Source organism: Nocardia sp. BSTN01 (assembly GCF_015354405.1).
GTDB lineage: Bacteria > Actinomycetota > Actinomycetes > Mycobacteriales > Mycobacteriaceae > Nocardia.
Genome location: NZ_JADKYP010000058.1, coordinates 25,109 through 39,845 on the forward strand (window position 1 = coordinate 25,109; position 14,737 = coordinate 39,845).

A 14,737-nucleotide genomic window follows, 5' to 3' on the forward strand; every position below is an offset into this window, starting at 1 on the left:
AGGTTCGGACACCCGGCCCGAGGAGATGGGTGCGATGACTTGGCAAGACCAGCACGCTCGTACCGAAATCCTGCACGAGGTGCTCGCCCGCGCGGCCGTCGATCCGGCCACGCCGGGCCTGTTCTACGACCTGCCCGAGTGCGATCGGCTCTTCGGCGGGCCCGCCGGAGTGCTTGCCGCCCTGCGGTATCGGTGGGACAACCACCTGCACGCCAAACTCGACCAGGCCCAGCTGCAGGGACAGTCCCCGAGCGAGGCCTATCGGGAATTGGCCGCAGAGCAACCGGTACTGCGTGCCGTGCTCGACGCACACGAGGTCCGGCATTGGCATCGGGAGCCGGCCCTGGCACGCTGAGCGACGATCCGACCCGGTTGCGGCGCAGTCGAACCCGCGCCGTCATCGCGACCGACAGCAGAAAGAGGGTGGGGCGACCGCCATGTTGGAATTGACCGACGTAGTCAAGGAATACCGGGTGGGTGAACAGCGGGTTCGCGCCCTCGACACCGTCAGCCTGCGCATCGAGGCGGGTGAATTCACCTCCATCATCGGCCCGTCGGGCTCCGGGAAGAGCACGCTGCTGCATCTGCTCGGCGCGTTGGATTCACCGGATTCGGGTTCCATCACCTTCCGGGGTGAGGAGATCGGTTCCCTCGACGACAACCGGCAATCCGAATTCCGCCGCCACCGGGTGGGTTTCATCTTCCAGTTCTTCAACCTGCTGCCGACCCTCTCGGCGTGGGAGAACGTCGCGGTCCCGAAACTGCTGGACGGCACCGGATTACGCAAGGCCAAGCCGCGGGCGCTGGAACTGCTCGACCGCGTGGGCCTGGCCGATCGCGCCGGCCATCGCCCCGCCGAACTGTCCGGCGGCCAGATGCAGCGGGTGGCCGTCGCTCGCGCGCTGATCATGGACCCGCCGCTGATCCTGGCCGACGAACCCACCGGCAATCTGGATTCCAAGACCGGCGCCTCGATTCTGGAGCTGCTCGGCGACATCTCCGGCGCCGGCAATTCGGTGGTGATGGTCACCCACGACATGGGGGCCGTCGACTACTGCGATCGCGTGATCACCCTGCGGGACGGGCGCATCGGTTCCGACGAACTGGTCTCCGCACGCGGCCGCGAGGTGCACGACGGTGACGAGGTGGTGCGCGCGTGATCACAGCCGGCTGGGATCGGTTGCGGCTGTTCAATATCGGTGAGCTGTTCACCCACAAGGGCCGCACCGCCATGTCGATGGCGGTCATGGGGGTTTCGGCGGGACTGCTGGTGGCGGTGCTCAGCATCTCCGGTTCGGTGACCGGTTCGGTGGACCGGCTGACCTCGGCGCTGGGCGGTAAGGCGCAACTCGAGATCTCCGGCGTCACCGAGAGCGGATTCGGACAGGATCTGCTACCGCAGGTGCGCGCGGTCCCCGGCGTCGAGGCGGCGGTGCCGATGATCCGCACCGGTGTCGGCAATGCGGCCGACCGCACGCTGCTCATCGGCGCCGACGCGTCGGTCTCCGCGCTCGGCAGCGATCTCAACGGGGCGATGAGCGCGCAGGCGGCGAAACTGCTGTCGGTCCCCGGCGGGGTTCTCGTCGGCGCGGGCCTGGGCTGGCACGAGGGCGAGACCTTCACACTGGGCAGCCGGCAGGTGACCGTGGCCGGGGTGCTCGACGACGCCACCTCGCACAAACTCAACAGCGGGCACATCGTCATCGCCACCCTTCCGGTCGCCCAGCAACTCGCCGGACGGGCGGGCATGCTCGACTCCATCCAGATCGTGCCGAAGCCGGGAACCGATGTCGGACAGCTGCGTTCGGCGCTGACCGCGCTGGTGAACGGCCGTGCCGTGGTGGCCGATCCGAGTCTGCGCACCGCCCAGGCGAGCGGCGCGATCCAGCTCGTCCGCTTCTCCACGACGATGGCTTCGGCTGCGGCGCTGATCGTTTCGGGCTTCCTGATCTACAACGCGATGAGTATGGCGGTGGCACAACGCCGCCCGACACTGTCGCTGCTGCGCGCGATCGGCGGGCGGCGTCGTCCGATGGTGCGTGATCTCATCGTGGAGGCGGCCGTCATCGGCCTGATCGGCGGTGCGATCGGCTCGGTGGTCGGAATCTTCGCCGGCCGCATGTCGATCGACACGATTCCCTCGGCCATGGTGGCGGCGGTCGACACCCGCACCGAATACATGGTGCCCGGATACGCGATTCCCTTCGCGATCGCGGCCTGCGTGCTCGCCAGCGTCGCCGCCTCGGCGATCGCGGCTCGCCAGGTCTACAAGGTGCAACCCATCGAAGCGCTCGCGCCGGTCGGAGTGTCGAAGGCCGATGCGGTCGGGCCGTGGCTGCGGTGGGGTGCGCTGGTGGGCGGCCTGGCGATGGTCGGCGGGGCGATCGTCATCGCCCGCGCCGATCTGGGGCGGGCCTCGCTCGCCGCGATCTCGCTGTCCATCGCGGGCGCGGTCGGGTTGTGTTTCGCCGCGATGGGCCCGATCGTGCGCCTGGCGGCCGCGGTCGCCCGGATCTTCGGAGCGCCCGGCGCGCTGGGGGCGACCACCATCGAGCGGGCCCCGCGTCGCGTCTGGGCGACGGCGATGACGGTGATGATCGGCGTCACCGCGACCGTCGCGATGGGCGGTGCGTCGAGCAATCTGGTCGATTCGGCGACGGACTCGTTCTCCGATCTCGGCCGCCGCGACGCCTACATCAGCCCCACCTCGCTGGCCGAATTCCCCACGGGGCCATTGCTTCCCGCCGATCTGAAGGAGACCGTGCGGCGGATTCCCGGGGTCGCGGATGTGGGATCGGCGCAGATGGCCTTCGCCACCGTGGGCAGCGATCGGGTGTTGTTGCAGGCCTATCAGTCCAATATCCGGTCGTCGGTCCTCGCGGATCTGGGACCCGATGTGTTGCAGCAGATGTCGACCGGTGCGGGCGTGGTGCTGTCGCGCGATGTGGCTCGCTCCCTGGGCGTCGGCCCGGGCGCACACCTCGAACTGCCCACGCCGACGGGCATCCATTCCGTGCGGGTCCTGCGGGTGATCCCGTACTTCTCGGCGCTGTCGGGCATCGTGCTGATGGATCTGGACGTCCTGCGGCAGTGGTACGACCGCCCCGGCGAGACGATCCTCGGTGTCAACTTCGCGCCCGATGCCGACAAGGCCCAGGTGATCGATGCGATCCGTGCGGTGGTGCCGCCCGGTCTGCACGTGGACACCGGATCGCAGGCGCTCGCGGCGGTATCGCAAGGAGTGCAGCAGGGGACGTCGCTGTCCGGTTCGATCCTGTGGATCGTGGTGCTGGTCTCCACCGCGGCGCTGCTGAACACGCTGATGCTGTCGGTCCTGGAACGCCGCCGCGAACTCGGCGTGCTGCGCGCCATGGGCACCAGCCGCCGATTCCTGTTGCGCACGGTGCTGACCGAGGCCGCCGGCATCGGATTGGCCGGTGCCGCACTGGGTTTGGTGACCGGCGCGGCCGTACAGTACCTGGCCACCATGGCGATGGGCCACGCCATGACCATCGACGTGGTGTACCGCCCGAGCCCCATGTTGCTGGTCTACGCCGTCGCCGCGCTGGTGCTGGCGCTGCTCGGCTCGATCCCACCGTCGCTGCGCGCGGCCCGCATGCCGATCGTCGAGGCCATCGCCGTCGATTGATCGAATCAGGAGGGGAAGTCCCACGCGGCCGGGCGCGTGGGACTACTCGCTTCCGGGGCGAAAGTCGGCTGGTGGCCGTTAGGTTGGCGGAATGGACGAATCGGATACCGTCGGCCCGTCCGTGGCTGCGCCGGATACAGGGGCGAAACCGCCCGGTCCGATCGCCGCCGCCACCGCCGTGTTCGCCGTCGCCGTGCTGGTCTGCCTGTACTACGGCTGGTGGCCGTCGCGATTCGGCAGTATGCGGTGGGCCGATCCCTTGCTCGCCGCCGCGGGGGCACTCGTCCTCCTCGCCGCCGCGGGCGTGCTGTGGATGATCCGCACCCTGTACCTGCTCGGACGAGACCGCCGATGGTCGTGGTGGGTGCTGCCCGTGCCACTGACCGTGCTGGCCGCCGGTCTGATGGTGATCCTCGCGCCGCGAACGACATTCGACGAGATGCGCCCGGAATTCGAACGCGTCGCCCGCGAACTGGTGGCGGGGCCCGACACCGTCCGGAGCGATTTCGAGATCGGGCGGTTCGATATCGCCTACGCGCGCGCGGATTCGGGTGGCGCGGTCTACTTCGTCGAGGCGGGCGGGCTCGGACTGGACACGAGCAGCGGGTGGGCCTACTCACCGAACGGCAGGCCGGCCGGATTCGACGATTTCTCGGCGACGCACCTCGCCGGGCCGTGGTACGAGTTCACCGCGGTCTGGCGGACGTGACTCGGGTGGGCGCAGCGTCGTCGGTGCCCTTACATAAACTGGTGGCCATGACTGCACCCACGGTGGACTTGATGGACTATGCCGACGTCATCGACCGGTACGAGCCGGTGCTGGGCATGGAGGTGCACGTCGAACTGGGCACCGAAACCAAGATGTTCTGCGGGTGCCCGACGGCCTTCGGCGCCGAGCCGAACACCCAGGTCTGCCCGGTATGCCTGGGCCTGCCGGGTTCGCTGCCGGTGGTCAACCAGCAGGCCGTGGAGTCGGCGATCCGCATCGGTCTCGCGCTGAACTGCTCGATCACCCCGTGGGGCCGGTTCGCGCGCAAGAACTACTTCTACCCGGATCAGCCGAAGAACTACCAGATCAGCCAGTACGACGAGCCGATCGCCACCGACGGCTACCTCGATGTGGTGCTCGACGACGGCTCGGTCTTCCGGGTCGACATCGAACGTGCCCACATGGAGGAGGACACCGGTAAGTCGCTGCACGTGGGCGGCGCCACCGGCCGCATCCACGGCGCGAGCCATTCGCTGCTGGATTACAACCGGGCCGGCGTGCCGCTGATCGAGATCGTCACCAAGCCGATCACCGGCGCCGGTGAACGCGCCCCCGAGGTGGCCCGCGCCTACGTCACCGCACTGCGCGATCTGCTGAAGGCGCTCGACGTCTCCGACGTGAAGATGGAGCAGGGTTCGCTGCGCTGCGACGCCAACGTGTCGCTGATGGCCAAGGGCGCCAAGGAATTCGGCACCCGCACCGAAACCAAGAACGTGAACTCGCTGCGCAGTGTCGAGGTCGCGGTGCGTTACGAGATGCGCCGCCAGGGCGCGGTGCTCAGCTCGGGCGGCACCGTGATCCAGGAGACCCGGCACTTCCACGAGGGCGACGGTTCCACCTCCCCGGGCCGGGTCAAGGAAACCGCCGAGGACTACCGCTACTTCCCGGAGCCGGACCTCGAGCCGATCGCGCCCGACGCCGACTGGGTCGAGAAGCTGCGCGGCACCATCCCCGAATACCCGTGGCTGCGCCGCGCCCGCATCCAGGCCGAATGGGGTCTGTCCGACGAGGTGTTCCGCGATCTGATCAATGCCGGCGCGCTCGACCTGATCATCGCCACCGTCGACGCCGGCACCACGGTCGACGCCGCCCGCGCCTGGTGGGTCAACTACCTCACCGAGCAGGCCAAGGAGCGCGAGGTCGCCCTCGAGGACCTGCCGATCACGCCGAAGCAGGTCGCCGAGGTGGTCGCGCTGGTCGACGCCAAGACCATCAACTCCAAGGTGGCGCGCCAGGTCGTCGATTTCGTGCTGGCCGGTGAGGGCGATCCGGGGCAGATCGTCGAGGCCAAGGGGCTGGGCATGGTGTCCGACGATTCGGCCCTGCAGTCCGAGGTCGACAAGGCGCTGGCCGCCAACCCGGACATCGCCGACAAGATTCGCTCCGGCAAGGTCCAGGCCGCCGGCAAGATCGTCGGCGACGTCATGAAGGCCACCCGCGGCCAGGCCGACGCCGCCCGCGTCCGCGAACTGGTCCTCGCCGCCTGCGGCGCCGCCTGAGTTCGCGAATCCCGAGGCCCGGTCCACTGCGGCCGGGCCTTCGTGGTTCGCGCAGCCGCACACGCCGAGCGCCACACGCATCGGTCGGATGTGCACGGCCGGGCCGGGACGGCCCTCCCGATTAGTCCGGTCCGCCGCCCGCGCCGCCCTTCGGCGGTGGGATGCGCACGATGCGGTCGTCCAGCGGGCCCGCGGCGGCGGGCTTGTTGACGGTCCCCACCCAGACGTTGCCGTCGGCGCCGAGCGCGGCGCCGCCGAGGGAGCCGTACTTGTCCTGGGCCACCATCGTCGGGGCGGTGGTCACCGCGTGGGTGGTGGGGTCGGCGTCGGCGAAGGCCAGCGCCTTGGCCGACGACATGGAGATCGCCACCCCGTCCACGGCGGCCGCACAGCCACCCGCACCCGGCTTGTCCGGCCACGTCCACGCGGTCGCGACGGCGCCGTCGGGCCCGAGGCGCTGCAGCCGGTCCTCGGTGGCGGTGCGGTCGGTGAACCAGATGGTGTCCTTGTGGTCGGGGCACACCCCGCCCGCGGTGCCGATGCCCGACGCCACCACCTTCGGATTGGCGTTGCCCGGCGCCGGATCGTCGATCTCGAGCAGCTTGCCGGCCAGCGATCCGGGATCGTTCGCCGCGCCCGGATTGCCGGCGTCGCCGGTCAGTACCGCCAGTTTGGTCGGCGAGACGAAGGCGAGCGACCCGTGATTTCCGTTGGCGCCCTTGGGAATTCCGGTGAGGATCGGTTTCGGATCGCCGCCCGCGCCGATGCGCACGACGCGATTGTCCGAGGCGGTCGTGATGTAGGCGTAGACCAGCCCGTCCTCGCCGTAACTCGGTGAGAGCGCGACATCGCTGAGCCCGCCGTCGCCGGCCGCGTCGACATCGACCCGGGTGACCTCGAGCGGCTGCGGCGGCGCCTGACTCGGATCGACGGCGGTGACCTTCAGAACGCGCCCGGTGGTGCGCTCGGTGACCAGTGCCTGCTGCCCGTCCGGCAGAACCGTCAGCCCGCCGGTGGTGTCCAGGCACGACACCACGACCGCCGGATCGGGATCGATACACGGCCCGGTGGGGCGCTGCCCGGTCGGCGGCGGAGTTTTCGGCTCGCTGGTCGGGCCCTGCCCCTCGGGTTCGATGGTCGGCGCGGGAGTGAACGGTTTGGACGCGGAATCGTCGAAGCGGGCACAGCCGACCACCAGACCGGCGGTGACGGCGAGGATCGACGCGACACGGCCGACGACAACCACACTCATTGTCCAAACGTTACGGAAATACCGCCGCGCGCGCTCGCAGGGGTCCGGGCCGCACCGCGCGGGCCGTCCCGGCGCATGCGGTTCGCGCTGGCGGGGCGCGCCGCAGGACGTGCCGGGCGCGGCTGACACGCCGGGAACAGACCACGCGCCCGCTCTTTGGACGTCATACTCTGTGCCCGTGACGGACAAGCCGAATCAAACACCGGAATCGAATCAGCCGTCGGGGCGGACGTCGGGCTCCGGACCGACGGCGGGCAGCCCCTACGACAATCCGACCGGCGAATTCCCCTCGGTGAAACCCGCGGTGGGCAAAGACGTTCCGCGGACCGAGGACGATTTGGGCCTGGACCCGGACGTACCGGCCGCGGGTGCCGAGCACACCGGCGCCCCGAAGGCGGCGAAGGGATCCACCGGTACCGCGGCCGCCGGCGCTGCCGCCGCGAGCGCAGCGCACCCCGGCGCCGCCCGTGGCACCGAACATCCCGGCACCGAGCACATCGACGCCGAACATCCCGGAGCTGTACCGGCCGGCGCCGGGCCCGCGGAGGCGGAAGCGCCCACCTACGCCTTCGCCACGATCCCGCCCGCCCGGGCCAACGGCGACACCGAGCGTCTCCGTCGTCCGCGCGAATATCGCCGCGGCACACTGGATCTGGGTCTGCTGGGCCTGCGCCTGACCGTCGGCCTCACCTTCCTGTACCACGGCCTGCAGAAGCTGGCCGGCTGGTTCCACGGCCCGGGTCTGGACGGCACCCGCCACATGCTCGAGCAGGGTGGCTGGAAGCACATCGAACTGTCCACCGCGATGCTCACCGTCTCCGAGGTCGGCGGCGGGGCACTGATCATCCTCGGCCTGGCCACCCCGCTGGCGGCCGGCGCGGTCCTGGCCTCGATCTCGACCGCATGGCTGTGGAAGCAAGGCATGGCTCCCGACTTCCAGTACCGCCCGGTCGAATTGGAGTCGATCCTCGCCGGGGCGGCGGCCTCACTGATCCTCACCGGCCCCGGCCGCCTGTCGTTCGACCGCAACCGTGGCTGGGCCGTCCGCCCGTCGTGGGGTTCGTTCGTCTGCCTGGTCCTGGCGCTCGGGGCGGCGGCCGCTGGGTGGATTTTCCTGCACGGCGGCAACCCGTTCGTGGGAATCTTCTGAACCGTGCCTGATTCCGCAATACCGAGTTACCGGGCGATCGAGCGCTTGATCGCCGACTACGCCCTCCTGGTCGACCAGGGCGATTTCGCGAGCGTTGGCGCCCTGTTCGCCACGGGCGCGTTCGGCGGCAGCGCCGGAATGATCGAGGGCAGTACCGCCGTGGAGAAGATGCTGTCCGGCACCGTGATCCGCTACGACGACGGCACTCCCCGCACGAAACACCTGGTCACCAACCTGGTGATCGAGGTCGACGAGGCCGAGGACACCGCCGTGGCCCGCTCGTATTTCACCGTCCTGCAAGCCACCCCGGACCTACCGCTGCAACCCATCGTCAGCGGCCGCTACGCCGACCGCTTCCACAGCCCCGACGGCCAGTGGGCCTTCGCCGAACGCGCGGTCACCATGGACCTCATCGGCGACGTCAGCCATCACCTGCGCAGGTAGGTAGCCGCGCCCACAACCCACTGAAAACGGCCGCTCCCGTCGGAGAGCGGCCGTTTCGCGCACTCGATGATTACCCCCGCCCCGAAGCGGAACGACCGCTCAGGAACGAATGAATGCGAGCAGGTCGGCGTTGATGGTCGCGGCTTCGGTCGTCGGCATACCGTGCGGGAAACCCGGATAGGTCTTCAGGGTGCTGTTGGGCAACAGTTCGGCGGAGCGGATACCGGTGTTCTCGATCGGGACCACCTGGTCATCCTCCCCGTGCATGACGAGGGTGGGGATGGTGATCTTCGTGAGCTCATCGGCGAAGTCGGTCTGGGAGAATGCGACGACACCGTCGTAGTGGGCTTTGGCGCCGCCGGCCATGCCTTGGCGCCACCAGTTGGCGATCACTCCTTCGGAGGGCTGTGCGCCGGGCCGGTTGTAGCCGTAGAACGGTCCTTCGGCGAACGTGCGGAAGAAGTCCGACCGGCGGGTGGCGACCTGTTCCTGGATGTCGTCGAAGACCGACTTGTCCAATCCGCCCGGGTTGTCGGCGGTCTTCACCATGATCGGCGGCACCGCACTGATCAGAACGGCTTTGGCCGCCCGATCCTGTCCGTGGCGGGTCAGGTAACGCACGACCTCCCCACCGCCGGTGGAATGACCGATATGAACCGCGTTCGTCAGATCGAGATGGGTGACGACGGCGGCCAGGTCATCGGCATAGTGGTCCATATCGTGCCCATCGGCGACCTGAGCGGAACGCCCGTGTCCACGCCGGTCGTGAGCAACCACCCGGAAACCGTGGGACAGGAAGAACATCAGTTGTGCGTCCCAGTCATCCGAGGACAGCGGCCAGCCGTGGCTGAAGACGATGGGCTGTCCGCTGCCCCAGTCCTTGTAGAAGATGTCGACGCCGTCCGACGTCGTAATGAAAGGCATGGGGGACTCCTCGTGATCGGATTCTCGGTTGCTGCCCGCAGGCGTCGACCGGAACCGGTTGGGGCGCCGACGCTTCTGAACGGTCGGCGCCCCGTAAATGCTGCTCGATTCGGGCATGGTGCGCCCCGCTGTGCGCGCCACGAATCCCCCTTTTTCCGCCATCCCGGTTCGCGGTCGCCGGATCGTGGTGGCGACTCACTTCCTCGGGGAGGCGGCACAGCTCACGGCACGCGGCGGACGGCGCCCTTGTCGGCGGAGGTCGCCAGTGCGGCGTAGGCCCGCAGCGCGGTGGTGATCGGCCGGTCGCGCTGAACCGGCTGCCACGGCCGTTCCCGCGCTTCCATCTTGGCGCGGCGCTCGGCGAGCACCTCGTCGTCGACCAGCAGTTCCAGCGCGCGGGTGTGCACGTCGATGCGGATGCGGTCGCCGTTCTCGATCAGGCCGATGGCGCCGCCGCTGGCCGCCTCGGGGGAGATGTGCCCGATGGACAGGCCGGAGGTGCCGCCGGAGAAGCGGCCGTCGGTGATCAGCGCGCACACCTTGCCGAGGCCGAGGCCCTTGAGGAACGAGGTGGGGTGCAGCATCTCCTGCATTCCGGGCCCGCCGGCGGGGCCTTCGTACCGGATCACGACGACGTCGCCGGGGGTGATCTTCTTGCCGAGGATCGCGGAGACCGCGTCTTCCTGCGATTCCAGCACCACGGCCGGCCCTTCGAAGGTGAACAGGTCCTCGTCGATACCGGCGGTTTTCAGGATGGCGCCGTCGAGGGCGATATTGCCCCGCAGCACGCACAGCCCGCCCTCGACGGTGTAGGCGTGCGCGATATCGCGGATGCAGCCGCCCGCGGCGTCGGTGTCCAGCGAGGACCAGCGATTCTCGGTGGAGAACGGCACGGTGGTCCGCACGCCGCCGGGCGCGGCGTGGAACAGTTCGAGGGCTTCGTCGGAGGCCTTGCCGGAGCGGATGTCCCAGGTGTCGAGCCACTCGTCGAAGGAGGCGGTGTGCACGGTGGTCACATCGGTTTCCAGCAGTCCGCCGCGGCGCAGTTCGCCCAGGATGGCGGGGATGCCACCGGCGCGGTGCACATCTTCCATGTGGTAGTCGGAATTGGGGGAGACCTTCGACAGGCAGGGCACCCGGCGCGAGATCTCGTCGATGGTGGCGAGGTCGAAATCGATCTCGCCTTCCTGCGCGGCGGCCAGCGTGTGCAGCACCGTGTTGGTGGAACCGCCCATCGCGACGTCGAGGGCCATCGCGTTGCGGAAGGCCTTGGCGTTGGCGACGTTTCGCGGCAGGACGGAATCGTCGTCCTCGCGGTACCAGCGGTTGGCGATGTCGACGACGGTGCTGCCGGCGCGCTCGAACAGGGCCCGCCGCGCCGCGTGGGTGGCGAGGGTGGAGCCGTTGCCGGGCAGCGCCAGGCCCAATGCCTCGGTGAGGCAGTTCATCGAGTTCGCGGTGAACATGCCGGAACAGGAACCGCAGGTCGGGCAGGCGCTGCGCTCGACCTCGCTGAGGCCCTCGTCGCTGACCTCGGTGGAGGCGCTGGCGGCGATCGCGGTGATCAGATCGGTGGGCGCCTGGGCCACACCGCCGACGACCACGGCCTTACCGGCCTCCATCGGACCGCCGGAGACGAACACGGTCGGGATGTTGAGCCGCATGGCGGCGTTGAGCATGCCGGGAGTGATCTTGTCGCAGTTGGAGATACACACCAGCGCGTCGGCGGTGTGCGCGTTGACCATGTATTCGACCGAGTCCGCGATGATTTCGCGGCTGGGCAGCGAGTAGAGCATGCCGCCGTGACCCATCGCGATCCCGTCGTCGACGGCGATGGTGTGGAATTCGCGCGGCACACCGCCGGCGGCGCGCACCGCGTCGGCGACGATCTCGCCGACATCCTTGAGATGCACGTGGCCGGGCACGAATTGGGTGTAGGAGTTCGCGATCGCGACGATCGGCTTACCGAAATCGGAGTCGGTCAGGCCGGTGGCCCGCCAGAGTGCGCGTGCGCCTGCGGCATTGCGTCCGGCGGTGGTGGTGCGTGAGCGAAGCGGTGGCATGAATTCGGTCCTCGGTGGTCGGCGCGGTGGCCGGAGCGGCTCTACTCGGGCAGGGCTCTGCTCGTCGGTGCTCATCGTCCGGTGGATCGCCGGGGCCGGGGCCGAGGGCTGGTCGGCCGCCGTGCGGAGCGTCTCTTCGGCGAGTGGTGTCGTCGGCAGAGGTGTCTGTTCGCAAGAGCAGAGTGTCTGTTCGGCGCTTCAACGTTACTCCCGCCACCGGAGTGTGCTCACCGGAGGCGGGTGGTCGTGCGGCCGCGGGGTGGCGCGGCCGCACGACGCACATCGAGCCGGTCCGAGCGGCCGTCACCGGGTGGGGTCTCGACCACGGACCCGCACCGCGACTCGATGATCGCGGCGACTGCGCCCCGAGTGGGGACGTCCTCAGGGCAGCGCCGCGAAAGCGCGGATTTGTTCCCGGTGTTCGGGGTCGGCGCGAGAGTGTGAAACATCCCACTCGGAAGAGAACTCGCTCAGTCCTCCGAGGACGTGTCCGGCTTGTCGGCCGCTTCGCTCGACGAACTGTCCGCGGCGCCGGATTCCGCGCCCGCGTCCTGCTCGCCGCGCTTCTCGTCCGCGCTCGCCGCGCTCTTCTCCGGCCGTGCGAACGGATCCGGAATCCGCCCGTCCGAGGCCGCGACCAGATCCTTCAACCGGTCGTAGCTCACCGCCGGCAGGGCCACCTCGGAGTCGTCGCTCAGATGTAGGCGCACCCAGCCGCGCTTGGGGATCCGCAGCCCCTGAATCCGCGACCATTCGACGTGCCGGGAACCGAAGATCGTCCGCAGATCGAGCCCGCCGGCCGACACCGTGGTGCGGGAACGTTCGACCCACCACGCGGCCGCGATCGGGATGAGGAACAGGATCCACAGCACCGCCGGCCAGCCGAAGAACGGGAACGCCGCGCAGAACAGCAGGATGAACACCCCGAGATGCGCCAGCCGGGGGATACGGATCACACGCCCCGTATCGGTTCCGCCCTCGGCGGTGTGGGACGATTGAGCTGGTGGCACGGACTGCTGCGGCGATGACACACCCCCATCCTCGCATCATGGTGAAGCGACACTCGAACCGCCCCGTCTCACATAATGAGACACCGCACGTCAAGTAATTTGACTCATCGACTCTCGCGCGCATACCGTCGAGCGCGTGAATCGAAACGAGCTTCTCGTAATCGGCCGGCGCGTCCAGCGCTGAGCCTGACGACTCGAGGTCGACTACGTCAGCTCGCAACTGCGACGCGCCACCCTCGCTCAGCCATCGGCTGACGGGGGCTTTTTTGTGTTCGGACAAGTTGTGTTCACGGCTTCGATGTTCGCTCGAGCGCCGCGCAGGCGCCGCGTGAGAGCGAAGCGGTGAACGACAAGCAGTAAGGAAAAAGACGGTGAGCGCACCAACTGCACGGCCCGGGCCCTCGGCCCGCAGGCCAGCGCCCTCGGCTTCTCAGCCGACCCCCGCGGCTGCCGCCGCGACCGGAAACCGCCGCCAGGTCCCGCCCGAGAAGGTGACCGGCGCCCAGTCCGTCGTCCGCTCTCTCGAGGAGCTCGGCGTCGACACGGTATTCGGCATTCCGGGTGGTGCGATTCTCCCCGTCTACGACCCGCTCTTCGACTCCACGCGCGTGCGCCATGTCCTGGTCCGGCACGAGCAGGGCGCCGGACATGCGGCGACCGGTTACGCCCAGGCCACCGGCAAGGTCGGTGTGTGTATGGCTACATCCGGTCCGGGTGCGACCAACCTGGTGACCCCGATCGCGGACGCGCAGATGGATTCGGTGCCGCTGGTGGCGATCACCGGACAGGTGGGCCGCGGCCTGATCGGTACCGACGCCTTCCAGGAAGCCGACATCTCCGGCATCACCATGGCGTGCACCAAGCACAACTTCCTGGTCAACGACGCCATCGACATCCCGCGCATCATCGCCGAGGCGTTCCACCTGGCGTCGTCCGGCCGTCCGGGCGCGGTGCTGGTCGACATTCCGAAGGATGTGCTGCAGGCGCAGACCACCTTCAGCTGGCCGCCGGAGATGCGGCTGCCCGGCTATCGCCCGGTGACCAAGCCGCACGGCAAGCAGGTGCGCGAGGCGGCCCGGATGATCGCCGAGGCCAAGGCTCCCGTGCTCTACGTCGGCGGCGGCGTGATCAAGGCCGACGCCTCGCCGGAGCTGCTGGAACTGGCCGAGCTGACCGGCATCCCGGTGGTCACCACCCTGATGGCGCGCGGCGCGTTCCCCGACAGCCACACCCTCAACATGGGTATGCCCGGTATGCACGGCACCGTGGGAGCCGTTGCGGCCCTGCAGAAGTCGGATCTGCTGATCACGCTGGGCGCTCGCTTCGACGACCGCGTCACCGGCCAGCTGGATTCCTTCGCCCCGCACGCGAAGGTGATCCACGCCGATATCGACCCCGCCGAGATCGGCAAGAACCGCCACGCCGATGTGCCGATCGTGGGCGACTGCCGCGAGGTCATCACCGAACTGATCGAGACCCTCAAGTCCGATCCGGCCTTCACCAACGCCGAGGCTCCGCTGCTGGATCTGACGTCCTGGTGGACCTACCTCGACGGTGTGCGTAAGCAGTACCCGCTCGGCTACGGACCCACCTCCGACGGCTCGCTGTCGCCGGAGTACGTCATCGAGACCCTGGGCCGCCTCGCCGGACCGGAAGCGATCTACGTCGCCGGCGTCGGCCAGCACCAGATGTGGGCCGCGCAGTTCGTCAAGTACGAGAAGCCGCGCACCTGGCTCAACTCCGGTGGCCTGGGCACCATGGGCTACGCCGTGCCCGCGGCGATGGGCGCCAAGATGGGCGCGCCGGACAAAGAGGTGTGGGCGGTCGACGGTGACGGCTGCTTCCAGATGACCAATCAGGAGTTGGCCACCTGTGCCGTCGAGGGCGTGCCGATCAAGGTGGCGCTGATCAACAACGGCAACCTGGGCATGGTCCGGCAGTGGCAGACCCTGTTCTACGAGAAGCGCTACTCCAACA

General features: G+C 68.9%; 12 protein-coding genes. 8 read left to right on the plus strand and 4 right to left on the minus strand.

Translation table 11 applies throughout. The features are described from left to right. The first annotated feature begins 34 nt into the window (after window positions 1-34). The 5 genes from IRT45_RS30275 (at window position 35) to gatB (ending at window position 5,917) form a co-directional block, all read left to right on the plus strand. Window positions 35-355, plus strand: a complete 321-nt coding sequence (locus IRT45_RS30275; protein WP_194809226.1) for a hypothetical protein — start codon at window positions 35-37, stop codon at window positions 353-355. A gap of 82 nt (window positions 356-437) precedes the next feature. Next, a complete protein-coding gene (locus IRT45_RS30280) occupies window positions 438-1,160 on the plus strand; it encodes an ABC transporter ATP-binding protein (protein ID WP_194809227.1) in 723 nt (240 codons plus the stop codon). Beyond that, a complete protein-coding gene (locus IRT45_RS30285) occupies window positions 1,157-3,649 on the plus strand; it encodes an FtsX-like permease family protein (RefSeq protein ID WP_194809228.1) in 2,493 nt (830 codons plus the stop codon). The genes IRT45_RS30280 and IRT45_RS30285 overlap by 4 nt, the downstream gene beginning before the upstream one ends. Before the next feature lie 91 nt (window positions 3,650-3,740). Continuing rightward, window positions 3,741-4,358: a DUF1109 domain-containing protein gene (locus IRT45_RS30290; protein WP_194809229.1), complete on the plus strand. Its 618-nt coding sequence runs from the start codon at window positions 3,741-3,743 to the stop codon at window positions 4,356-4,358. A gap of 47 nt (window positions 4,359-4,405) precedes the next feature. After that, window positions 4,406-5,917 carry an Asp-tRNA(Asn)/Glu-tRNA(Gln) amidotransferase subunit GatB gene (gene gatB / locus IRT45_RS30295; protein ID WP_094024254.1) on the plus strand — a complete coding sequence of 504 codons (1,512 nt, stop codon included), beginning with the start codon at window positions 4,406-4,408 and terminating at the stop codon, window positions 5,915-5,917. Between the two features lie 121 nt (window positions 5,918-6,038). On the opposite strand, the gene IRT45_RS30300 is transcribed toward gatB, so the two are convergent. After that, complete coding sequence (locus IRT45_RS30300; protein ID WP_194809230.1) at window positions 6,039-7,169, minus strand: sorbosone dehydrogenase family protein; 1,131 nt, start codon at window positions 7,167-7,169, stop codon at window positions 6,039-6,041. 178 nt (window positions 7,170-7,347) lie between these two features. Here IRT45_RS30300 and IRT45_RS30305 point away from each other — a divergent pair, with 178 nt between their 5' ends. Further along, window positions 7,348-8,319 (plus strand): DoxX family protein, encoded by a 972-nt coding sequence (locus IRT45_RS30305; RefSeq protein WP_309241220.1) that lies wholly within the window; start codon window positions 7,348-7,350, stop codon window positions 8,317-8,319. A 3-nt stretch (window positions 8,320-8,322) separates the two neighbouring features. Further along, complete coding sequence (locus IRT45_RS30310) at window positions 8,323-8,763, plus strand: nuclear transport factor 2 family protein (RefSeq protein ID WP_309241221.1); 441 nt, start codon at window positions 8,323-8,325, stop codon at window positions 8,761-8,763. 99 nt (window positions 8,764-8,862) lie between these two features. Here the strand turns inward: IRT45_RS30310 and IRT45_RS30315 are convergent, their stop codons facing one another. The 3 genes from IRT45_RS30315 to IRT45_RS30325 form a co-directional block, all read right to left on the minus strand. Further along, entirely contained in the window at window positions 8,863-9,687 is an 825-nt protein-coding gene (locus IRT45_RS30315; protein WP_094024258.1) for an alpha/beta fold hydrolase, read from the minus strand. Between the two features lie 221 nt (window positions 9,688-9,908). Next, window positions 9,909-11,750, minus strand: a complete 1,842-nt coding sequence (ilvD, locus tag IRT45_RS30320) for a dihydroxy-acid dehydratase (RefSeq protein ID WP_194809232.1) — start codon at window positions 11,748-11,750, stop codon at window positions 9,909-9,911. A gap of 470 nt (window positions 11,751-12,220) precedes the next feature. After that, on the minus strand, window positions 12,221-12,781 hold the full coding sequence (locus tag IRT45_RS30325; RefSeq protein ID WP_309241222.1) for a PH domain-containing protein: 561 nt from the start codon (window positions 12,779-12,781) through the stop codon (window positions 12,221-12,223). A gap of 350 nt (window positions 12,782-13,131) precedes the next feature. Between IRT45_RS30325 and IRT45_RS30330 the strand changes: the two genes are divergently transcribed. Beyond that, a partial coding sequence (locus tag IRT45_RS30330) for an acetolactate synthase large subunit (RefSeq protein WP_194809233.1) occupies window positions 13,132-14,737 on the plus strand: 1,606 nt, incomplete at its 3' end.